18 protein-coding genes are annotated in these 23,267 nt (G+C 40.4%); 5 read left to right on the forward strand and 13 right to left on the reverse strand.

What is annotated here, in order from left to right:
* Positions 1-16: 16 nt before the first annotated feature.
* The 9 genes from TASI_RS05710 to TASI_RS05750 form a co-directional block, all read right to left on the reverse strand.
* The gene (locus TASI_RS05710) at positions 17-1,360 is read right to left on the reverse strand and encodes an alanine/glycine:cation symporter family protein (RefSeq protein ID WP_014111815.1); all 1,344 of its coding nucleotides are present in this window, start codon (positions 1,358-1,360) and stop codon (positions 17-19) included.
* 147 nt (positions 1,361-1,507) lie between these two features.
* A complete protein-coding gene (ilvC, locus tag TASI_RS05715; protein WP_014111816.1) occupies positions 1,508-2,524 on the reverse strand; it encodes a ketol-acid reductoisomerase in 1,017 nt (338 codons plus the stop codon).
* A gap of 12 nt (positions 2,525-2,536) precedes the next feature.
* Positions 2,537-3,028: an acetolactate synthase small subunit gene (ilvN, locus tag TASI_RS05720; RefSeq protein WP_014111817.1), complete on the reverse strand. Its 492-nt coding sequence runs from the start codon at positions 3,026-3,028 to the stop codon at positions 2,537-2,539.
* Positions 3,028-4,779, reverse strand: coding sequence for a biosynthetic-type acetolactate synthase large subunit (gene ilvB / locus TASI_RS05725; protein WP_014111818.1), 1,752 nt, complete (start codon positions 4,777-4,779; stop codon positions 3,028-3,030). The genes ilvN and ilvB overlap by 1 nt, the downstream gene beginning before the upstream one ends.
* A 252-nt stretch (positions 4,780-5,031) precedes the next feature.
* Positions 5,032-5,811, reverse strand: coding sequence for a peroxide stress protein YaaA (gene yaaA / locus TASI_RS05730; RefSeq protein WP_014111819.1), 780 nt, complete (start codon positions 5,809-5,811; stop codon positions 5,032-5,034).
* On the reverse strand, positions 5,805-7,142 hold the full coding sequence (gene serS, locus TASI_RS05735) for a serine--tRNA ligase (protein WP_014111820.1): 1,338 nt from the start codon (positions 7,140-7,142) through the stop codon (positions 5,805-5,807). The genes yaaA and serS overlap by 7 nt, the downstream gene beginning before the upstream one ends.
* 32 nt (positions 7,143-7,174) lie before the next feature.
* Positions 7,175-8,491, reverse strand: a complete 1,317-nt coding sequence (locus TASI_RS05740) for a replication-associated recombination protein A (RefSeq protein ID WP_044978106.1) — start codon at positions 8,489-8,491, stop codon at positions 7,175-7,177.
* Complete coding sequence (gene lolA / locus TASI_RS05745) at positions 8,488-9,174, reverse strand: outer membrane lipoprotein periplasmic chaperone LolA (RefSeq protein ID WP_014111822.1); 687 nt, start codon at positions 9,172-9,174, stop codon at positions 8,488-8,490. Before lolA ends, TASI_RS05740 begins: the two co-directional genes overlap by 4 nt.
* 1 nt (position 9,175) lies before the next feature.
* Positions 9,176-11,602 carry a DNA translocase FtsK gene (locus tag TASI_RS05750; protein ID WP_044978108.1) on the reverse strand — a complete coding sequence of 809 codons (2,427 nt, stop codon included), beginning with the start codon at positions 11,600-11,602 and terminating at the stop codon, positions 9,176-9,178.
* 63 nt (positions 11,603-11,665) lie between these two features.
* Between TASI_RS05750 and trxB the strand changes: the two genes are divergently transcribed.
* The 4 genes from trxB to TASI_RS05770 are packed head-to-tail and all read left to right on the forward strand — an operon-like array spanning position 11,666 to position 14,292.
* The gene (gene trxB, locus TASI_RS05755; protein WP_014111824.1) at positions 11,666-12,628 is read left to right on the forward strand and encodes a thioredoxin-disulfide reductase; all 963 of its coding nucleotides are present in this window, start codon (positions 11,666-11,668) and stop codon (positions 12,626-12,628) included.
* A complete protein-coding gene (locus TASI_RS05760; RefSeq protein WP_014111825.1) occupies positions 12,618-13,406 on the forward strand; it encodes a Smr/MutS family protein in 789 nt (262 codons plus the stop codon). The genes trxB and TASI_RS05760 overlap by 11 nt, the downstream gene beginning before the upstream one ends.
* A complete protein-coding gene (locus TASI_RS05765) occupies positions 13,403-13,861 on the forward strand; it encodes a DUF441 domain-containing protein (protein WP_014111826.1) in 459 nt (152 codons plus the stop codon). Before TASI_RS05760 ends, TASI_RS05765 begins: the two co-directional genes overlap by 4 nt.
* A gap of 2 nt (positions 13,862-13,863) precedes the next feature.
* Positions 13,864-14,292 carry a DUF1841 family protein gene (locus TASI_RS05770; RefSeq protein WP_014111827.1) on the forward strand — a complete coding sequence of 143 codons (429 nt, stop codon included), beginning with the start codon at positions 13,864-13,866 and terminating at the stop codon, positions 14,290-14,292.
* Here TASI_RS05770 and TASI_RS05775 read toward each other — a convergent pair whose 3' ends face one another.
* A complete protein-coding gene (locus tag TASI_RS05775) occupies positions 14,293-15,312 on the reverse strand; it encodes a YeiH family protein (protein ID WP_014111828.1) in 1,020 nt (339 codons plus the stop codon). It lies immediately after the preceding gene.
* Between the two features lie 102 nt (positions 15,313-15,414).
* Here TASI_RS05775 and TASI_RS05780 point away from each other — a divergent pair, with 102 nt between their 5' ends.
* The gene (locus TASI_RS05780; protein WP_014111829.1) at positions 15,415-15,873 is read left to right on the forward strand and encodes a hypothetical protein; all 459 of its coding nucleotides are present in this window, start codon (positions 15,415-15,417) and stop codon (positions 15,871-15,873) included.
* A gap of 85 nt (positions 15,874-15,958) precedes the next feature.
* Here the strand turns inward: TASI_RS05780 and TASI_RS08020 are convergent, their stop codons facing one another.
* From TASI_RS08020 to TASI_RS08030, 3 genes are all read right to left on the reverse strand, one after another.
* Positions 15,959-16,894, reverse strand: coding sequence for an autotransporter outer membrane beta-barrel domain-containing protein (locus TASI_RS08020; RefSeq protein ID WP_228359735.1), 936 nt, complete (start codon positions 16,892-16,894; stop codon positions 15,959-15,961).
* A gap of 39 nt (positions 16,895-16,933) precedes the next feature.
* Positions 16,934-20,113, reverse strand: coding sequence for a hypothetical protein (locus TASI_RS08025; protein WP_228359736.1), 3,180 nt, complete (start codon positions 20,111-20,113; stop codon positions 16,934-16,936).
* A gap of 140 nt (positions 20,114-20,253) precedes the next feature.
* A complete protein-coding gene (locus tag TASI_RS08030) occupies positions 20,254-23,103 on the reverse strand; it encodes an ESPR domain-containing protein (protein ID WP_014111831.1) in 2,850 nt (949 codons plus the stop codon).
* Positions 23,104-23,267: the final 164 nt, after the last annotated feature.

The raw sequence follows: 23,267 nt of genomic DNA on the forward strand, positions 1-23,267 counted from the left end.
TTTGGTCGCTTTCTTTTTAACTTAATTCACCTGATTTTCTTTTATCTAAGAAATCCTTAGTTTCTTTAACTACTACACCAGATAGAATAATTAAACCAATTAAGTTCGGTATAGCCATTAAGCCATTAAATGTGTCAGCTAAATTCCAAACTAAATCCAAACTTAAGACCGTACCCATCATTACAGTAGCTACATAAACAAGGCGATAAATATTTAAAGCACGCTCACCAAAAAGATAGGTTGCACATTTTTCACCGTAGTAACACCAACCCAATATTGTAGAGTACGCAAAGAAAACAAGACCGAATGTAACTAAAGCACCGCCAAGGCCAGGAAGCATAGCTTCGAAAGTTGATGTTGTTAAAGCAGCCCCAGTTTCTCCCCCAATAAACATATCACCCATAACCAATACAATACCAGTAATACTACATACTACTATCGTATCTAGGAATGTGCCTGTCATAGAAATCAATGCTTGACGTCCAGGATGGTCAGTTTTAGCTGCAGCAGCGGCAATAGGTGCAGAACCCATACCAGCTTCATTAGAAAATACACCGCGAGCAACACCATATCGAATTACTGCATATACCGCACCACCAGCTACAGCCTCTCCTGTAAACGCATCGGAGATAATGCTTTTTATAGCTGGTACAAGTAAATCTACATTGCTAAAAATAATAAACAATCCGCCTAAAACATATACCACAGCCATAATAGGCACGATAATAGAAGCCGCACGAGAGATAGACTTAATACCACCTAAAACCACAATTGCAGTGAGAACAGTAAGCACTACACCAGTAATCCAAGGATCAATATTTAAACTAGCCTGCACAGAAGCAGCTACAGAATTTGATTGCACAGAACTACCAATACCAAAAGAAGCCACTATCGCGAAAAATGCAAATAAAACAGCTAACCATTTCATTTTGCACCCTCTTTCAAGATAATACATAGGACCGCCGCTCATCTCGCCCTTTTCATTTACGATGCGGTACTTAACGGCCAAAATCGCCTCCGCATACTTAGTAGCAAGTCCGAATATCGCAGTCACCCACATCCAAAAAATAGCCCCAGGGCCGCCAAGCACAACTGCAGTAGCCACACCCGCAATATTACCAGTCCCGATAGTTGCGGATAATGCAGTCATAAGAGCACCAAAATGAGAAACATCTCCCTCATGCCCATCGCTTTCCTCCCTTGAAGTGAAGGCTTGTTTTAATGCAAATGGGAGAAGTCTGAATTGTAGAAAAGCCAGGCGAATCGTATAAAGAATACCTGTCCCTACCAAAAGTGTGAGCATAATAGGTCCCCACACAAACCCGCTTACTGTATTAATAAGCTGATTGAATTGTTCCATATGGACTCCAAAAAAACAATTACTAATTAATACCAAAAAATCTAGGGCTTGTAACTAATACAAAACCCTAATATTCAAATAAAAAACCCGACCAAATCAGGTCGGGTGTTATTTTATATTTGTGGCAATGCTTTCGCATCCCTCAATTTAATTTTTACTTTGATCAACCAATTTATTTTTCGCAATCCAAGGCATCATCGCACGAAGTTGAGCACCAACCTTCTCGATTTGGTGTTCAGAGTTGATTCTACGACGAGAGGATAAAGTAGGAGCTCCCGCAGCATTTTCAAGGATAAAATTCTTCGCATAGTCGCCTGACTGAATATCTTTGAGGCACTCACGCATTGCCACCTTGCTTTGTTCTGTAATAACTTTAGGACCAGTAACGTATTCACCATACTCAGCATTATTCGAAATTGAGTAATTCATATTTGCGATACCGCCTTCATAAATCAAATCGACGATAAGTTTTAATTCGTGAAGACATTCAAAATACGCCATCTCAGGGGCATAGCCAGCTTCAACCAAAGTCTCAAACCCAGCTTTAATAAGCTCTACTGCACCGCCGCAAAGAACAGCTTGCTCACCAAATAGGTCAGTTTCAGTTTCCTCTTTGAACGTAGTCTCAATAATGCCTACACGGCCACTACCTATAGCAGAAGCATAAGAGAGGGCAAGGTCGCGTGCTTTTCCTGACTCATCTTGATATACGGCGATAAGAGCTGGTACGCCCCCACCTTGCGTATATGTGCCACGAACTGTGTGTCCTGGAGCTTTAGGAGCAATCATTATTACGTCAATATCTTTCCGTGGAACAACTTGACCATAGTGAATATTGAATCCGTGAGCAAATGCTAATGTCGCACCCTCACGTAAATTTTCATGAATTTGTTTTTTATATACGTCGGCAATGCTCTCGTCTGGCAATAAAACCATAACTAAATCAGCAGATTTAACGGCATCAGCAACCTCAGCTACCTTAAGACCTGCATTCTCGGCCTTTTTCCAAGAAGCACCATTTTTACGCACACCAACAACAACATTTACTCCTGAATCGTGCAGATTCAATGCATGTGCGTGGCCTTGTGAACCATATCCAATTATGGCAACTTGTTTACCCTTAATTAAACTTAAGTCGCTATCTTTATCGTAAAAAACTTTCATATTTTCTCCTATTTATAATTTCAAAATTCGTTCTGCTCGTCCAACACCAGTAATGCCCGTTCTTACGGTTTCAAGTATGGCCGAATGATCCAGTGCTTTTAGAAAAGCATTATTTTTTTCTTGAGTTCCAGAGAGCTCAACGGTGTAAGATTTATCTGTCACGTCAACAATATGACCACGGAAAATCTGTGACAAACGCATAACTTCATCGCGCTCTTTCCCTACCGCACGCACCTTAACCAACATAAGCTCGCGTTCTACATATTCCGCATCTGTAAGGTCCACCACCTTTATTACATCAACTATGCGATGCAAATGCTTAGTTATCTGCTCAATTACATCTGCTGACCCCGTTGTAGTTATCGTAAGGCGCGAAACCGAATTATCTTCAGTCGGTGCTACAGTCAAAGTCTCAATGTTATAACCACGAGCTGAAAATAAGCCGACTACACGAGAGAGAGCACCAGGGGCATTTTCAAGCAAAATGGAAAGTATATGTTTCATTATGCCTCTCCTTTAATGCCTAATACTTCACGTGCATGTGTTGGATTTAAGAGCATCTCAGTAAGCCCTTTCCCTGCTTGAACCATAGGCCAAACATTCTCATCTCTATCGGTTATGAAATTTAAGAACACAAGCCTATCCTTGTATTTTCCAAAAGCCTCACGCATAGCAGGTTCCACATCAGCCTTAGTCTCAATTTGCATACCGACATGCCCATACGCCTCTACCAATTTCACAAAATCTGGCAATGATTCCATATACGATTGCGAGTATCGTTTCGAATACTCAAGCTCCTGCCACTGACGTACCATACCAAGATAGCGATTATTTAAGCATAGAATCTTCGGATTAAAACCATATTGCTTACAAGTAGCCAATTCCTGAATATTCATCTGAATTGAACCCTCTCCCGTGATGCATGCAACAGTCGCATCAGGCTTCGCTTTCAAAACACCCATCGCATATGGAAGACCAACACCCATGGTTCCCAAACCACCCGAATTTATCCAATGTCTCGGTTGATTAAAACGATAATGCTGAGCCGTCCACATCTGATGCTGTCCCACATCCGAAGTAATATACGCATCTCCGCCCGTCATTTTGCATAAAGTTTCAAGTACGTATTGTGGCTTTATAAGTTGCGATTCACGGTCATATGAGAGTGAGTCTTTAGAACGCCACTCCTCGATTTGCTTCCACCATTGCTCGTTATGAGTGCGATATTTTTCACTAAATCGTCCATCGCTAGCAAGCAATGCATTAAGCTCCAACAGCACCTCACGCACATCTCCAACAATAGGGACATCCGCTTTTACGCGCTTAGAAATTGAAGATGGATCTACATCGATATGAATTATTTTTCGTGGCAATGAATTGTAATTCCGGACATTTCCTATAATACGGTCATCCAAACGAGTGCCTACAGCAATTAGTAAATCACAATAATGCAAAGCCATATTCGCCTCATATGTGCCGTGCATTCCAGGCATTCCAAGATAATTTTTATTATCCGCACGCACTGCTCCAAGACCCATTAGTGTCAATGAACATGATGCATTTGTTAATTCCACAAGTTCCTTAAGCTCAGCCGAAGCATTAGATAGTATCGCCCCACCACCCGCTAAAATTATGGGTCTTTGGGCACTTGCAATTATCTGAGCCGCCTTCTTAATTTGGCCCGCATGCCCTTTCACTACTGGGTTATATGAACGAATCTTAACTTCACCCTCAGGTGGAGAAAATTTGCACGGTGTCATCGATACATCTTTTGGTATATCGATAAGCACTGGACCTGGCCTTCCTGTGCGAGCAATATGAAATGCTTTGCGCACAACATCCGCCAAATCTCGCACATCATTTACAAGAAAATTATGTTTAACACATGGTCGCGTAATACCTATAGCATCACACTCTTGAAATGCATCCTGACCAATAAATTTTGTGCCCACCTGCCCACTAATAACAACAAGTGGAATAGAATCCATATGTGCTGTGGCAATGCCCGTGACTGCATTCGTTAGTCCTGGACCGCTAGTAACAACACATACACCAACTTGATCAGTTACACGTGCATATGCGTCGGCCGCATGTACAGCTGCCTGTTCATGTCTTACTAATATATGTTCAAAGTGTTTTTGTTTTTGGATGGCGTCGTAGATATAGAGAACTGCACCACCAGGATATCCGAATACGTGCTTCACGCCTTGTTCTGCAAGGCACTCAACCAATATTTCTGCTCCGATAAGTTCCATAAGAAAATCCTTTCATTACTTGCTTTGCGGGCCAACTTACACCTCGTTGAATTAACGCAATCTTCATAGTGCTTAGGTACTCACAGAGCCCCTCCACAAATGAACATCTCGTATTCATCGAAGCATCGACCTACTCCGCAATGCGAAATACGCTGCTAAAGTACGAAATAGATAAGTACCCTAACAGCTTTTGACCGTTAGGTTACTGTCATAAGTTAATAAGTCTAATTGATGGCGATAAATTAATCAAGGTCAAACCGACCTTCTAAAATAAAAATTGCCCTCATCTGAGGCATCCGCATCAAATGCATACCCCTCAATATCAAAGCCCTGCATGCCTTCAGGCTTCACAATCTTATTATCGATAATAAATCGCGTCATAAGTCCGCGTGCCTTTTTCGCATTAAAGCTAATTATTTTGTACATATCACCACGAAGTTCTTGGAAGATACACTTCACGATACGAATCCCAGCCGCCTCTAAAGCTTTTGCATCCAAAGCTTTGAAATACTCATCTGATGCAAGATTTACAAGCACATTGGACCCAGACTCATGCACTAAATCGCACACTTGCTTAGTAAGTGACTCTTTCCAGAACTTGTATAAGTCAGACCCTGCAGCGTTTTTAAGTTTCGTACCCATCTCTAATCGATGTGGTTGAATTAAATCAAGCGGTCGCAATACACCATATAAGCCACTTAAAATGGCCACCCTTGTTTGAGCCCATTTTAATTTCCCTTGTGTCAATGCCCTCGCATCCAACCCTTCATACACATCACCGTTATAAGCCAATATCGCTTGTCTGGAATTCTCCAAAGTATGTTTTTTAGTCCATGTCTGATTGCGTTCAAAATTTAATTCCGCTAAAGCCTCACTAATGCCCATAAGCTTCATCAATTCTTTTTCCGAACACTTCTTCAAAATATCCATTAATTCTTTGGACTTCGCAAGATTCATAGGCTCAGTGAACGATTCCGTCTTAAGCGGCGAATCAAAATCAAGACTTTTCGCTGGTGACAATACAACTAACATAATTTTTCGCAGCCCATAAACGCACGCAACACTTCAGGAATTTCAATCTCGCCTTTCTCAGTTTGATAATTTTCCATAACCGCCACAAGAGCACGACCCACAGCAACTCCTGAGCCATTTAATGTATGAACAAATTCATTTTTGCCTGCTGAGTTTTTAAATCTCGCTTGAAGACGACGTGCTTGAAACGCCTCACAATTAGATACCGATGAAATCTCGCGGAAAGTATTTTGTGAAGGAATCCATACCTCTAAGTCATAAGTTTTTGCTGAGCTAAATCCCATATCTCCAGTACACAACTGCACAACTCTATATGGCAATGCCAACGCTTGCAATATCTTCTCTGCATGCCCAAGCATCTCTTCTAAAGCCTCATAAGATTTTTCTGGATGTGCAATTTGCACCATCTCAACTTTATCAAATTGATGCTGACGGATAATTCCTCTTGTATCACGACCACCGCTCCCAGCTTCAGACCTAAAGCATGGACTGTGAGCCGTCAATCGCATAGGCAAATCCGCTTCCGCAACAATCGAATTTTTTACTGTGCCAGTGAGTGTAATTTCACTTGTTGATATTAAATATAAATCTTCTTTCTGTTCAGCCACCTCTGAATCAGAATCCATGCCCTCACCACCTTTAGTGACCCAGAACATATCCTCCTTAAACTTAGGCAATTGACCAGTACCAAAAAGTGTAGAACTATTGACGATATACGGCGTATAGCATTCCGTATAGCCATGCTCAGCAGTATGCGTATTTAACATATATTGAGCTAGAGCTCTATGAAGACGTGCGATACCACCTTTCATAAAAGAAAAACGTGATCCCGTAAGCTTTATCGCACAATCAAAATCAAGTCCCAATGGCTCGCCCAAAGTTACGTGATCCTTAGGCTCAAAACCCAATGGCTCCACACCTACAGAAGAATCCACATAACCGCTACCAGGTAACCATCGCTTAAGCTCAACATTTTGCGATTCATCCGCCCCATCAGGCACAGACGCATGTGGCAGATTTGGAATCCCATGCAACATAGATTCAAGCGACTCTTTGATCCCACTTAATTTCGCTTCCAAAGCCTTTAATTTTTCAGGAATCTCCGCTGCTTGTTTCATTAAATCCGAAGCATCCTCGCCCTTAGATTTCGCCTGCCCTATTTGCTTAGCAATACCATTACGCGAGGCTTGCAATTGCTCAGTTTCAACCTGAACAGCCTTACGCTCCTCTTCCAATTGTTGAAAACGAGCCTCATCAAAACTCACACCTCTGCGTGCAAGCTGAGCCTTCACAAAATCCAAATCTTTGCGTAGTAATGCAATATCTAACATAATCTAAAACGTACGGATGAAAAATGACTATTTTAGTCTTTTTTTGTGGCAATGTTCCCGTGCTTCTCCACCCACTCACGGTCAAGCTCTCTTAGTTTTTCTAATTTTTGAGCAATCTGCGACTCAAGTCCCCGCATAACAGGTCGATACCAATTTTGCGTACGCATACCCTCTGGAAAATAATTCTCTCCTGCCGCATAGCCCTCAGGCTCATCATGTGCATATCTGTATGCAGAACCATAATTCATGTTTTTCATAAGCTTCGTAGGTGCATTGCGTAAATGTAATGGCACCGAACGACTCGTATCCTTAGCGACAAAAGCTTTCGCTTCATTAAAGGCTTTATATCCCGCATTAGATTTAGGGGCCACTGCAAGATAAATCACAGCCTGAGCCAATGCCAACTCGCCCTCAGGACTGCCAAGTCGTTCGAATGTAGCTGCCGCATCATTTGCAATTTGCATGGCACGCGGATCCGCAAGCCCAATGTCCTCCCAAGCCATACGCACAATGCGACGCGACAAATAGCTTACATCAACTCCACCATCAAGCATACGACAAAACCAATATAACGAGGCGTTCGGATCAGAGCCTCGCACAGATTTATGTAAGGCACTAATTTGATCATAAAAAACTTCGCCCCCCTTATCGAATCGCCTAGCATTTTGCGTTAAATACTTCTCAATATGCTCTTTTGTGGCAATGCTCACGCCCTCAACATCCGCCGCTTCAAACACGATCTCTAAATTATTTAAAAATCTACGTGCATCCCCATCAGACCACTGAATTAAAAGTTCCAGTGCCTCATCCTCAAGATTAAATGTCGCATTTTGCTCATTCAATAGTTTTAATGCCCTGGCATATAGTTGCTTTAAATCTTCAGATGTCAATGGCTCTAAGACATACACTCGTGCCCGTGAGAGCAAAGCCGAATTTACTTCAAATGAAGGATTCTCAGTGGTCGCACCTATAAATGTAAATAGCCCACTTTCAACATACGGTAAAAATGCATCTTGTTGTGATTTATTGAATCGATGAACTTCATCCACAAATAAAATGGTCTTTTGACCTAGATTTTGTGCTGCTTGAGCCGATGCAACCGCATCACGTATATCTTTAACGCCACCCAATACTGCAGAAATCGCTATAAAGTTTGCATCAAAACCATTAGCCATCAACCGAGCAAGAGTAGTTTTTCCGACCCCAGGAGGTCCCCAAAAAATCATAGAGTGGAGACGTCCAGATTTGAAAGCTGTGTATAGAGGTTTACCAACATCTAGCAGATGCCGTTGCCCTACAACCTCATCAAGGGTTTTCGGACGCAACCTTTCTGCTAGTGGCGAATTCATAGCTTAACTCGATCTACGTTTTTAGGTATGTTTTGAAGTTTAAAAGCTGAAGAACCTTTTGGATTCCCCTCTTTAAGAGAAGTGAATTTAATCGAGGTCATTTTATCGAATGAGTCGAGTATAAGAATTTCTACTGGTTTAGAGTCCACTAAATGTATATCAAGGTACTTCATACCTGAATCAGATTGTTTGGGTGTAGCACGCAACCAGCCTTCTTTTTCGGGTAGATTTGTAAGTTTAAAACTCTCTTCGATTTTAGAATTACCAAATAGAATCGAGGCAGGAGATGTACCGATGGCCTGCTTAACGTTACGTTCAGTAACTTGCAATAAATCTGGATCGTACTGATAAAGTTTTTTTCCATCAGACACTATTTGTTGTTCGAGCGGCTCTTTTACAATCCATAAGAATTTACCTGGGCGCTCGAAGATAAATTCACCCTTTTGCAAATCAGATGTTTTTAAAGTTTGCCCTTCTGCAGCACCCCATCCCATAACAACCTGAGCTTGTTCAAAAGTTCCAGAAGCCGACTGAACATTACTTATAAAATTTTTAAGCTGTGATCTAGGTGAAACTGAGATAGAGGTAAACACCAACTCCTCTCCTTGAGTTTGAGCAAATGAAGTTCCCATGTTTAATGTGAACCCAACCACACAAATCAATCCACTCAATAATTTACGCATATCATTCCTCCCCGTTAGGACCAGGTACAAGGACAGTTCGATTATTATTCGATTGCATAGGAGATACGATACCGCTTGATTCCATTTGTTCTAGTAAACGTGCGGCACGGTTGTACCCAATGCGAAGCTGTCTTTGAACAAAAGAGATTGATGCTTTCCTTGAGCTAATAACAATCTCTACAGCCCTATCATAGAGTTCATCCTTTTCACCGTCAATGCCATCAAAGCCCCCACCATTAAATCCGTCAGAGCTTGAAACACCTTCTATGATACCGTCTACATAATCAGGTTCACCTTGTTGTTTGAGAAAATCTACAACACGTGCAACCTCATCATCTGCAACAAACGCCCCATGAACACGAAGTGGAAGTCCAGAACCAGGTGGCAAATAAAGCATATCGCCTTGCCCTAAAAGTGACTCCGCCCCCATCTGATCGAGAATAGTGCGTGAATCAACTTTTGAAGACACTTGAAATGATATACGAGTTGGAATATTTGCTTTAATCAAACCCGTAATTACATCTACACTAGGTCTTTGAGTAGCTAATATTAAATGAATTCCCGCTGCACGAGCCTTTTGAGCAAGCCTTGCGATTAATTCCTCAATTTTCTTACCTGATTGCATCATTAAATCGGCAAGCTCATCAACGATAACCACAATCATTGGAAGAACCTCAAGCGGCTCTGGATCCTCTGGTGTCAATGTAAATGGATTCGTAAGCGGCTCGCCCTTAGCTTCAGCCTCTCGCACTTTATTGTTATACCCAGCTAAATTGCGAGTGCCTACTTTACTCATAAGCTTATAACGTCGCTCCATCTCAGACACACACCAATTAAGAGCATTTGCTGCATGAGACATATTTGTAATGACTGGAGCCAACAAATGCTGAATGCCTTCATACACACTCATCTCTAGCATCTTCGGATCAATCAAAATAAGCTTAACTTCGTCTGGTTTCGCTTTATAGAGAATCGATAAAATCATCGCATTAATGCCTACTGATTTACCCGAACCCGTAGTACCCGCAACAAGCAAGTGAGGCATCTTTGCAAGGTCCGCAACAATAGGGTTTCCTGCAATATCCTTACCTAATACAACAGTTAAGAGAGACGGACTTTTATGATAGACCTCAGACCCTATAATCTCGCAGATATTTACGTACTGCCTGCGTGGATTGGGTAACTCAATCCCCATCAAATTTTTACCTAATATAGTTTCGACCACACGAATACGCACAAGGCTTAAAGATCTAGCTAAGTCCTTAGACAGGTTTACAATTTGTGTGCCGCGAACACCAGTTGCAGGTTCGATTTCATATCTTGTGATTACAGGACCAGGCTGAGCGGCCACGACCTTAACATCTACACCGAAATCTTTTAATTTTTTCTCGATAAGCCGTGAAGTAAATTCAATAGTCTCATCTGTAACTGTCTCGACTTCTGCCGATGGAGGGTTAAGCAAATCAATAGATGGCAAATCCACTGATGATGAACCGTTTAAGAATAACCCCTGTTGAGAAACAGCTTTTTTCACTAAAATTTTTTGAGGTTTAATCGTAGGCTCATTAGGTGGCAATGCCCCCGCATTCATCCCACCCTTACTTAATTTCGGCTCTATACGAACTTCATCATCTATATCAGAGTCTGATTCGTTTTTAGTACTTAGAATGCTATCGATTGGGTCTGATTTAGTACTTGCGACTTCAGGCTCAGTTTCATCCTCAAACTCAGCTGTTGAGCGTCGGTTCGCAATTGCAGCCTCACCTGCTTTACGATCCGCATTTGCCTCACTGACTTCGGAAAAATACCCAAAAAGCCCTAAAAGACCTGCACCTACCCACTCAAAAATATCAAACCAAGAAAATTTTAAAGCTAAGGATATACCAATCAAAAACACAAATATCATAAAAATATTTGTTGGTATCACGCCTATAAAACTTTGCATTGCTGAGGCCAAACTTATGCCAATTACGCCCCCTGCTCCGCCAGGTAAATTAGAAGAAATATCATGAAACTGCGAGGCTTCAATAATCATGGCCGATATCATGACCATGGCAAAACCAATCCAAATCTCCCACTCCACACGTGGCAATACAAAATCTGGATCTAAAACTAATTTCTGATATGTACGACGGGTAAGGCTTAAACCACGCACCAGTAAAATCAATACGATGAACCACGATGAATAGCCCATCAAATACAAAATTCCTTGAGAAATATAGGCTCCAAAGTAGCCTAAATAATTATGAACATAATCGTTTGAACTAACTGTACTTAACCAACCAGGGTCAGCAGGTGACCATGAAAAAAGCATAAGTCCAAGTCCAAGACTTATGATCATAAAAATTAAACCCTTGATTTCGTTAAGCAACGACCCGAAGCGACTTTGAGGCTTTGGAGCCGGTGGAGATTTCTTAGAGAGTGCCATAATCTAATTTATAATAGTTTGCAAAATATTATAACTAATACAAAATTTATGGAGCACTTAAGAATGTCCGATTTCGTACATGAAAAAGTGGTTGTTTTAGGCTCAGGACCAGCTGGATATACGGCTGCACTATATGCCTCAAGAGCAAATTTAAAGCCCTTACTAATAACTGGACTTCAACAAGGAGGACAACTAACTACTACGACCGAAGTAGATAATTGGCCAGGAGAAGTAGAGGGCATTCAAGGACCAGAACTTATGGACAAAATGCTCAAACATGTTCAAAGGTTCGATACAAAAGTTTTATTTGATTCAGTTATCTCCTGTGATTTATCTGCACGCCCTTTTAAATTAAAAACAGATGGAGCAAGAGAGATAAGTTGCGATTCACTAATCATTGCCACAGGGGCGTCAGCTCGTTATTTAGGTCTAGAGAGCGAACAAGAATTTATGGGACGTGGCGTCTCAGCTTGTGCTACATGCGATGGATTTTTTTATCGCGGAAAAGATGTAGTCGTTGTAGGCGGCGGGAACTCGGCAGTAGAAGAGGCACTATATCTCTCTAATATTTGTAAAACCGTACATCTTATTCACCGACGCGATAAATTTAAAGCCGAACCTATTTTGATTGATAAATTAATGGCGAAAACTGGTGAAGAAGGAAATATAAAACTTCACTTACATAGCACTCTTAAAGAAGTAAAAGGAGATGCCCTTGGAGTTACTGGCGTGGAGTTGGAATCTACACTTGACTCTAGTAAAAAAGAGCTGGAGGTGAGTGGCGTGTTCATTGCCATAGGGCATACTCCAAATACAAAAATATTTGAGGGGCAGCTGGAGCTGAAAAACGGATATATCATGACACGCAAAGGTAACAAAATTTTCTCCACCATGACATCAGTGGAGGGTGTGTTTGCGGCTGGAGATGTGCAGGATGATATCTATAAGCAAGCGATAACTAGTGCAGGAACGGGATGTATGGCAGCTCTCGATGCACAGGCATGGTTGGAACAAAATGCCCTCTAATAAAAAACAAAGGCTTGGGCTTAAGGATTTAAAGGATTTTAAGGCCTTAAAATCTGCTCAAAGCGAGAACGAGAAAGTACAATCGCCTGACCCCAAGCCTATGTCCTCTACGAAAGAGCGATCGCAAACTACGAGCACCAAAAAAACAAACAAAGAGGGGCGAAGCGAAATATCCATGCAAGTGTCCCCTGAAAATGTTAAGTTTCAAGTTAATATTTCGCCAGAGGACAAGCTGCTATTTATTAAATCAATTAAAGGCGTCGTCAAACTAGAAAACGCAAATCGCCACGAAAGAAAACCTCAAGAAATAAAGCTCACAGAAGTATTCAAAAACAAACGACTTCAAGCAGAAGGACGGATTGAGAAACCTAAGAAATCCCTTAAAGATACAAAACCTCAGAAACAACGCAAGGACATTGCCAAAGTAGTGGACAATTACGGACATGATTTTTATCTTGCACCATCCATAGGACATGATGTAATCAAGAAATTAAAGCAAGGGCATTGGGCTATTGAATCGACCTTGGATTTACATGGATTCACGGAAGATGAGGCATACGAGCGGTTTGAGCGATTTATGAGTTCATGTAATATCCATAAGGTGCGTTGTTGCATGGTAATACACGGAAAAGGTTTAGGGTCAAAGGATGGTGTACCTGTATTAAAATCAGCAGTTATGTCTTGGTGTCGGGATAGACCAAGTGTTGTGGCTTTTGTGCCTGCTCCAGATAGTATTGGCGGCGATGGAGCACTCTTAATTCTAAATAAAATAACATGATAAATTTTCACTTCAATGCGGTTACAGGGCTTTTGATTGCTCTAGTTTTACTTGGGTATTTTGGGCATAACGTAGCGATTGCGATATCTGCACTCGTGCTGTTGATTGTGCAACAAACGGGGTTGGCGGCGGCATTGCCATGGATAAATAAAAATGGCATTAATCTAGGGATTATCATTTTAACAATAGGCGTATTGAGTCCATTAGTTTCAGGAAAAGTGGTACTTCCATCATTGAAAGAATTCTTGGATTGGAAAATCATCTCCGCCATTGCGGTAGGCGTTTTAGTCGCATGGTTTGGGGGTCGCGGGGTAACATTAATGAAGTTTCACCCTACCTTAATTACTGGACTAATCATAGGAACACTAATAGGTGTCGCTTTCTTTAGAGGCGTGCCAGTCGGGCCTCTTATCGCAGCAGGTATGCTTTCTCTTTTCGTATCAAGCTCTGAATAATTATGTCTTTATTTAACCCTACGGTCACTCAGGTTCGTGAATTTTTTGTTGGCACTTTTGGGCGCTACGAACGAAACGAGCCGCTTGATGCTATGGGCAAATTAGCGATTAAGTGGATTCTTATGCATCCCGAATATTTTGCGATTCTGCGCGACCCTAATGCAACGCATGCGGAATTTACGGTTGCGGCTGGGCAGACTAATCCTTTTCTTCATCTATCTATGCATTTATCGATTGAAGAGCAGCTATCCATCGATAGTCCTCGCGGTATTCGTGCAGTATTCGATAAGCTTGCCGCAAAAAAAGGCGAACATGAGGCCCACCACGTTATGATGGAGAGTTTGGGGCAGATTATTTGGGAGTCGCAACGTGCGGGCCGCCCCCCTGATCAAGAGCGATATTTGGAGCTTCTGACTTTGCGTTCTGAATAGCTACTGAGTGCCCAATATCGATGCACCGATATAACAAATCAAAATCAGCCAGCAAAGCATAATAGTCGCAATTATATAAGGCTTAAATCCAGCTTTTTTGAACATATCCTTCTGTATAGATAGCCCTAGGGCGAACATCGCAACGGTGAGTAGAAAATCGTCTATCAGAGCGATTGTTGGAGTAATAGTTTGCCTAATGTTTAGTGGCAATAACGATGCAACTATCACTACTACCAAAAACCAAATTGCGAATACTGGAATAGACTTGCGAATAGATGAAGCCCCTTCAGGAGAGCCAAAATACGCAGAATTCAATCCAAGCATAAGCAGGAATGGAACAAGCATAAGTACACGCAGCATTTTAATAATAACGGTGATTGAGCTTGCTTCCCCGCCTACAGAAAATCCAGCTGCAACTGCATGTGCTACCTCGTGCAAACTGCCGCCCATAAAAAATCCCATCTGGGCCTTTGTAAAACCTAATATGCCTGATTCGTAGACCAAAGGGTAAACAAACATACATGTGGTACCGAATACGACCACAGTAGCTACAGCAATACCAACTTTCTGACTACTTCCTTTAACAATACTTTCAGTGGCAAGAACAGCTGCAGCCCCACAGATAGCACTTCCTGAGCTAATGAGCGAAGCAGATTGCCTATCCAGACCCATTGCTCGCGAAGCGAAGAAGCCAACAAAAAAAGTACTAAATACGATAATAAATGCGTAGGCAATGCCTTCGTATCCCACAAGCATTATTTGATCAAGCGTTATCCTAAAACCATACAAAATGATTCCTAGACGAAGAGCCTCTCTAGTACACTTTGCGTAAACGCCGCTTAAAACAACGAGCTTAAGAATGCGGGGAACGATATTACCGACTAAGGCTCCAAGCAAAACTGCAATAATAAGAGGACTTAAATGTAAGGAGTTAAGCGGTGGTACATGGGACAGAATCATTGCAACTAAAGCCATACCTAAAACTATTAATGCCGCCCTGATTTTCAAATCCCTAGTCACTTCAAAACCCTCATATTTATAACTAAAAATTATAAGTATATAACTAATAAGAATATAAGTGGCGATGTTAAAATAATTTATTTATTTTCTCTCGACTCTCAAATGAAAAAAATTCATAAATATTTTGGCTTATTGTGCATGCAATTCTTATGTGTCTCGTCAGTTACAGCTCAAGAAAACACCACAAATTTGCAGTCCGATTTTCTTGCAAAATTGTATGTCGCTGTTCTTGAAAGCGGCGGCAAAGCTAAATCTACGGATGTTGTTTATGGAGCGGCCTCAAGTCGATTAAAAGATTCTTTGTTGAAACTTGAGAAATCAACACGCAACGGTAATTCTTGCGGTGTAAAAGAAAATATTATGTGGAATGCGGATAAGCCTGATTTCAATCAATCCATCACATTTAGTGAAATCACAAAAAATATTTTGCTCGCTAAAATCGGAGAGTCTGAGGTTGTGATTTGGGATGTGAATTGCTTAAGTTCTGGAGCATGCGAAATTAATGATGTGTATTTAGATGGTGACTCTTTGAATAAGAGCGTAAGCAAGAACTGCAAATAATTTTTTGCATATGATTAAGCCCACCTGTGACGGTGGGCTTTTTTGTATTTTGGGCTTATCGCAAGGGTCCAAAGGACCCTTACTACTACCAGCTATACTTAAGACCAATCTGACCTTTGATTCCAGAGCGATCTTTGCTGCCTACATTAGTCTGTACTCTTATATCACCATATAGGTTCAAAGACTTACTCATAGATGCTTGTCCTCCTAAGCCAATCTCTAAGAATGTGCGGTTGAATTTCTCTTCCACATTATCCTTACCGATTTTCACTTTCGGATTTGATGCTAAATCTGTGATTAAGTTAGCTGTCATATACACCGAGCTGCCTACTGCAGATGCTTTAGGGGCTAAGTCATATCCCATCCTTACACCAACTCTGCCTCTTAGGGCATTTGCATCCACTCCCTTGACTTCACGAGCTTTGTCTTTAAAGTCATCTAGGCTTAGATGTTGGTAGGCAAGCTGTGCTTGTGGCTCGATAAATCCACCTGCAGTACCAAGTGCAAACTTATGTCCAATCTCTGCCGATAGCAACGCACTCCAGCCACTTTGATCAGCCTTAATACCATTGCGTGCATTGTATTTGTTTTTAAGCTTACTCACTTGTCCTACTAAATCAAAGTACGAACCATTAGGGTTATAGCTTGTATGATAAACACCTAGGCTTAGGGCATCTGTTGTGATACCACCTGCTAACTTATCATCCACCACTATACCGTTTACTTTTCTCTCTTTATCATACGTATCCACATCTGTGTTTGTGTAGCCAAACATCACTCCTGTCTCGCTTCTTGCATTTAGACCTCTATACTTAGTCGCAAGGTCAAAGCCAAACTGCCATGAGGTAGATGTAGACTTAGAGGAGAACTGCTTAGAGCCTGTTAAATCAAGATCAGTGCCTCTGATTCGACCCCAAACCTTACCGCCTGCGTTTGTAGATTGAGATTGAGCTCCAATCCTCTCATTTAAGGTCCCAAGGTCTGCAAACCCTGTACTTAAATTAATGGTAGGCCCTTGCAAATATCCTGGAACTGATTGTGAGAACGTACCTTTAAGTTTTCACTTATAGTTATTACCCACTTTAACAAGCTGTATCTGTTCTGCTCCCTCAGTCTCTGCTGAACCTGTAAACACATTACCCTCATGATCTTGGTCTACGGTTACTAAAACTTCAGAGTATTTATCGTCCTCATAAGGAATAACATCACCGCGTACTACGCCGTTATTACCTACTTCTACTTTAGTAGAGCCAGAGGCTTTACCTTTTACATGAAGAGCATCAGTTACCAATTCATTTGGATTATTCCAGATGGTGTTCACTTTTAGCTTAGACCCCTCTTCTCCAACATAGTCTCCTTCAACTCTTAGAGTTGAACCTACATTATCTAGATTGTCTTTTTCACCACCAAGGAATATCGTTCCACCTGCTTTATTAGTGAAATTACCTCCCACCATATAATCAGATTTAGAACCAGGTCCTTGTGCTTGATCAGCTGCAAGTCCTTTGTCTTCAGCTCCTACGATAAATGAGCCATTGTTTTCGATATCACCTGCTATAGAGCCGACACCCGCAAAAGTAGAACCTGTACCTATAGCAAGTTTCTTAACCTTAAGGTCAATTGGAGTATCATTTGTGCCTGCAATTAGTGTACTGCCATCGGCTCCAACCAAGTCTCCACCAAAGTTTGGTAATGTCTCTGGTGTTAACTCTAAGCGACCATCAAAATTAAGAGTACCATTACCTTTAACTTTTGCATCGATTGTGCCATTAGCTGTTAAATTTAAAGTACCTGAGTTATTTGTATCAACTGTTGTTGAGCCAAGGTTTTTCTTCTCTTTAGCTGTAACGTCTGCACCATCTTCAATATCAAGCTCTGAAGTGGCTGTTAAACCAGAGTTATCGCCTGAGAGTTCTACAGTTTTATCAGCTTTAACTGATACCAAACCATCTCCAGAGAGATCATTATCGATATTACCGTCTGTATTGATTACAAAATTACCGTTTTGAGCAACTGCCACTGGACCATGGCCTGCACCATCTTCATGACCTATCTCATAGATGCCATGCTCACTGACAGTGATTTTGCTATTTAATTCATCTTGAGCACCTTCAGATTTAAGATGAGATTTCATAGCCTCCGTGCCTACGACTTCAAGCTCACTACCATCAAGCCCTTTAAGAGTGCCTTCTTTGGCAGTGCTTAGACCATCTGCACAATCACCATGAACCACAAGTTTGCCTGTTTTAAGGTCTACAGTAGAGTCTTTCTCAGCGTTTAAGCACCCAATATGAACTGGTTTAGTTGCATCTAATCCTTCTTTGATTTCAAACACAGCATCAGAATCAACATTTAAATTAGCTGTGTGTTTATCAGCAGAACCTAGAGCATTTTCTGAGCCTGCGATAAGTGTGCCACCTAAAACATTAGTATCGCCTGTAAACTCATTAGCAGAGTTTGCAATCTCTACTTTGTGAGTGTTAGGGTCATCATTGCCAGTGCCGATATCTAAACCGCCTTCTCCTGTAAGCTTAGCTGAAAGTGTATTTGCACCTTCAGCTGTATTTGCAGGGTCTGCTACCAAAGAGAGTTGTTGATCTTTTAGAAGTTTAAGTGATTTAAGAATATAGGAAGCATAAAGTCCTTTCTCAGTATCACCAACTCGCTCTTTTTGCAGGTGCGATGCAAGGTCGTATTCACCTTCAGCTACAGCTTCATTGTGTTGAACGATATTAAGTTTAGCTGGATTAGAGATGTTATTGCCGTCTTTATCGGTAAATACAACCTCTACATTTGACTCTTCTCCTTCTACTGTACCTGTTGCTTCGATTAGAAGTACTTTATTCTCTGCATCATCCTGAGTAAGAAGTGCTTTCTCATTTTCTGCTAGAGGATCAGATACAAACTCATCAGCGATTACTGATACCTTAGATTTATCACCTGCAGCTCTAAGAACAGGATCAACAACCGCTTGAACATTTAAGTTCTCAACTTTAAGCGAAGCTGGAACATTCTCTTTATATGCAATGATTGCGTTATTTAATTTAACTTCGCCACCATTTAGCGTTAATGAGCCAATCTCAACAGGTGCAGCTGGATCACCGAATTTAGGTACATCTGCTACCGCCCCTTTATTAAGAACTAAAGTAGCTCCAGAGTGAGTAGCCTTAACGTTTTGAGGATTAAGTTCAACTTTCGCGTTATTTATCTCATAAGAGCCATTAAACTCATCATACTTGCCGTTAAATGCAACTGACTGATTGTTTGCATCTACTGCGTATGTACCGTCTCCTTTAACCTTATCGGTTAATGAGACCTCAGCTGATGCTTCTGAGTTATCTCTGAGAAGCTTAGTACCTTCAGCTAAATTCCAGTTTCCTGTGAACTCATCTACTTTAGAGTCTTTAGTTAAAGAGATGTAAGAGGCATTTGTTAATGCAACTTCACCTTCTCCAGAGATTGTAGGTGTAGAGAGTATTTCAGGTTTACCTGATTCACCCTTAATGCCTTTAAGTTCAACTGTACCTTCAGCTACAGCCTCACCTGTACCAAATTGAGATAGTTTTGTGGCAATTAATTTAGTACCTTCAAGTACATTCCAAATTCCATCGAACTCAGTACTATCTTTAGTGAGTTCAACTTGTGCACCTTCAGAAGTCTCAACGCTACCAGAGCCTTTAATAGCAACCTTAAGCTTGCCAGCATCACCAGTCATGGTGCTTAGTTCAAGCTTACCAGTGTCGTTAGTATTAACTACTCCAGTACCAAGTGCATTTTGATTCTTAGCTTTTGCAATCGAATTATCTTTGATATCAACAGTGCCAGTGAGAGCAGAATTATCAGCCGCTAATTCAACATCTCCACCATCTACTACAAGAGATCCATCTCCGCTTACAACATTATCAAATACACCGCTTAATGCTTTAAGCGTAGCATTTCCTGATCCTGAGACGGTCACTTTACCATTGCCAATTGAATCAAGATTTTCAAGTACAAGCGATGTGTTATCTTGAGCTTCAACAGTGCCTGAGAATGCACTATTTGCTTTCTTGATAACTAGGCTAGAAGCGTGTTCTGCAGTATTAAGAACAATTTTCGATTTAGCAGAGCCGCTCAAAGCCCCTTCGCCTGCTATGCTACTAGAGGCTTCAGAAGCATTCGAGTGGTGTAGATTCAAAGTGCCATCGTTAAGCGTAACTTTAGAGCCTTCCTTCGCATCAAGTGCATCTGAGTGAGCCACCTTATTCGAATCGGTCGCAACTTCAGTACCATTCTCTAAAATGATTTTGCTTGTATGCGATTCTGCAGTACCAGTCGCATTATCTGAAGCGAGAGTAAGTTTGCCAGACTCTACATGCGTTGCACCTTTATAAGCATTTGTTATCTAACTGTGTAAGCTCTTGAATCTTGAGCAGAAGTTGAAGAAGTTATATTTGATTCTGAAACTAGTTTAGTATTTTCTTTAACTCCTACCTCATCTCCAGCCACTGAAGTTAACATGCCATCTACAACAGCTGCTTTAGCTCTAAGCCCAGATAAATTTAAGGTTGTTTCTCTACTAAGTAAGCCAGTTGCACCACCCGCAACTTTAAGTGCAATAGAGTCTTCACCAGTAGCATTTATTGTGGCATTACCTGTAATAACGTTAGATGATTTTTTAGATGCTTGATCCTTATCTGTAATCAATAATGCAACTGATCCATTACCTTTAGCCTCTAAAGTAGGTGGGGCTTTACCCTCTTCAGCAGTTCCGTTGTAAGAAGAACCTCCGTCTATACGGAACAAAGTGGAATTATTACCAACCGCTACTAAAGACGCAGAGCTATTATTTACAATGCTAGCTTGTGGACCATGTATAAAATATGAAACTTGTCTAGATCCATCCCCAACAATATTAACAGTCGCATGTTCACCTAAAATCACTTTTCCATTATTTCTAGCATGAATAGCAATTGTGTCATCACCATGTAACTCAACTTTACCGTCAATTTTTAGCGTTCCACCCTCTGCCCAAACACCATAATTAGGTAAGCCGCCATCCTGAGCAGAATTCACAATTATTTTTGAAGATTCAGTGTTTAAAAACTCGTTATCATACGAATGATTTTTAGAAGGTCTAAATGTTTTGACACCAATGTTATTAGAACCATTAACAATAATATTTGCTGTATTCTTGAGATAGTTCCCTGTATATCCCATAAAACTAATACCCATATTGTGCCTACCATTAGGGACATGACCATTAATTTCTATATTTTTACTGTTCAAAACCCTAATATTACTACCCTCTAGGAAGATACCAGTAGCTCCATCAGTTTTAGAATAAATTTTTATCTCACCATTATTTTCGAATGAATATTCGTCTTGATTTTTAATATCGTCGATTGATCCATCGCCATAGATAGTGACACCGCGATAAATTAAGTTTTGAGGATTGGTATGTACTCCAGCTTCATTAAAACCTATATGTATTTTGCCAGTATTTATATGTTTACCATTAGCATTAACAAACATTCCATGTAGAGGCGAAGAGCCGGTCCTTAGAACTGGTTTTGATAAGTCTAAGATACCTAGAAATATTTCACCTTCATTAGTAGTAGTACTTTGCGACTGTCCATAAATGCCTCTTGAGAGAGGAGTTAGTACGAAAAGTTTTCCTTTATTTATTGCTTTACCTGAGACTAATGCCATCATAAGCATTTGTCCAGATTGAGAGTCTATGATTTGAGTAGGCTCACTTAGTTGACCACCATAGATTTTTCCACTAGTATCATTAATTATGGTTCCACCAGATTTAGAGGTCATGCCCTGTGAAATATAAATAGTACCTCTGGTAAAAAATAATGTTCCTTTATTAATAGCTTTACTTCCATCTCCTAGGGCAGTCATAGCACCAAAAAATCCTTTGTCGAAATCAAGTCCGACAGGGACAGGGGCCTCATTCATTTCAGAATTACGTAGTATTGAACCCTCTTTCAATATGACTGTGCCACCATTGGATGCATGAAGTAATGATCTCTCACCCATTGGTATACTATATTCGTTATTTATTGGAGATAAAGCATCCTCATTTAATTCAACTATAATCTTTTTGGTCGTAAGAGCTTGATTAAATAATATGTTGTAGGCACCCTCTGATTTAATAGTATGGTCTTTAATTTTTTCAATGAGATAATCATTGTATTCTCTCAATGAATTTTGATCAGTTACATTGAATTCTTTTAAAGTTAAATTCCCATATTTAGGTGTAAATTTGCCCTTAAATTTTCTATAAGAAAATTTTCTATATTTTTCGTATATTGCAGAACCAGATGAAGGTTGATATGAATACCAGGAATCACCAAGTAAAAGCGTTAAAGGTTTGGTCAATTCTAATGATAAAACACTATCAACTCCATCAGCGACTAACAAATGAGAATCTTTAATCCCCATATTTAATCTTTCATCTGCGTTACCTCCGCTAATTTGAAGTTCAACCTTCCCTCCATCTTTAGCTGTAGCTATTCTTGATTTGACATAAAAAGGTTTATCAGCTGATTTATTTGGTAAAGAAATTGTATTTCTATAGTCGCCACTATTATTTGAGTTTCTTATTATAAGATTAGATGAATTATAAACTTTATAAGGTTTATCTTTATTTGTTTTTTCGTCAATCCCAACAACTGTAGTAGTAATTAAAGGAACTATAGTTATTGAGTCATCTAACCAAGAACCATCTTCCTGAATTAAATATTTTTTTAATTCCTCGTAAGACAAAGGATCTCCGTATCCTTCTCTTACTAAATCTGGATTTTGAGCTCTATAAAGCTCTTTCTCCTCGGAGCTTAAAGTTTTAATTATATTTTTGAAGACATCTAACCTATCCTTAGCACCAAAGCTTAAATTATCAACTATCGGATTACCGTTACTTTTATTTTCTATAATTCCAGTTAAACTACCACTTGCATTAATGGTTTCCCCTGCCCCCGCAACAATCGGTCCTTCGCCCGCATTATCACCCCAAGGTCCATTAGGATCAGTAGGAGCACCAGAGACTGTAGGATCAAATCTCAAAGTTGTCAAATCCACAGTAGTTGTCTGTGCAAGCACACCCATTGCCATTCCACTGAGGGCTAAAGAAGCAATTAATTTTTTTGTGCTAACATTCTTACAGTAACCTCGGGCAAATTCATTTACTGCAACCCATGAACCAAGTGTTTTGTTATATACAACCTTGAAAATTTTGTTCATAAAACCCTCAATTAGAAATTATTATTAAAAATAAAACTCTGCAATTTTAGGAAATTAAAATTACAAATATTGAAACATTGTAAGATTTTTTAATAGGTTCTATATAGAACTTATCTATGTGTAACAAAAATAAACCCACCGTTTCGGTGGGTCATAATGAAAAT

The organism is Taylorella asinigenitalis MCE3, assembly GCF_000226625.1.
Taxonomy (GTDB): Bacteria; Pseudomonadota; Gammaproteobacteria; order Burkholderiales; family Burkholderiaceae_B; genus Taylorella; species Taylorella asinigenitalis.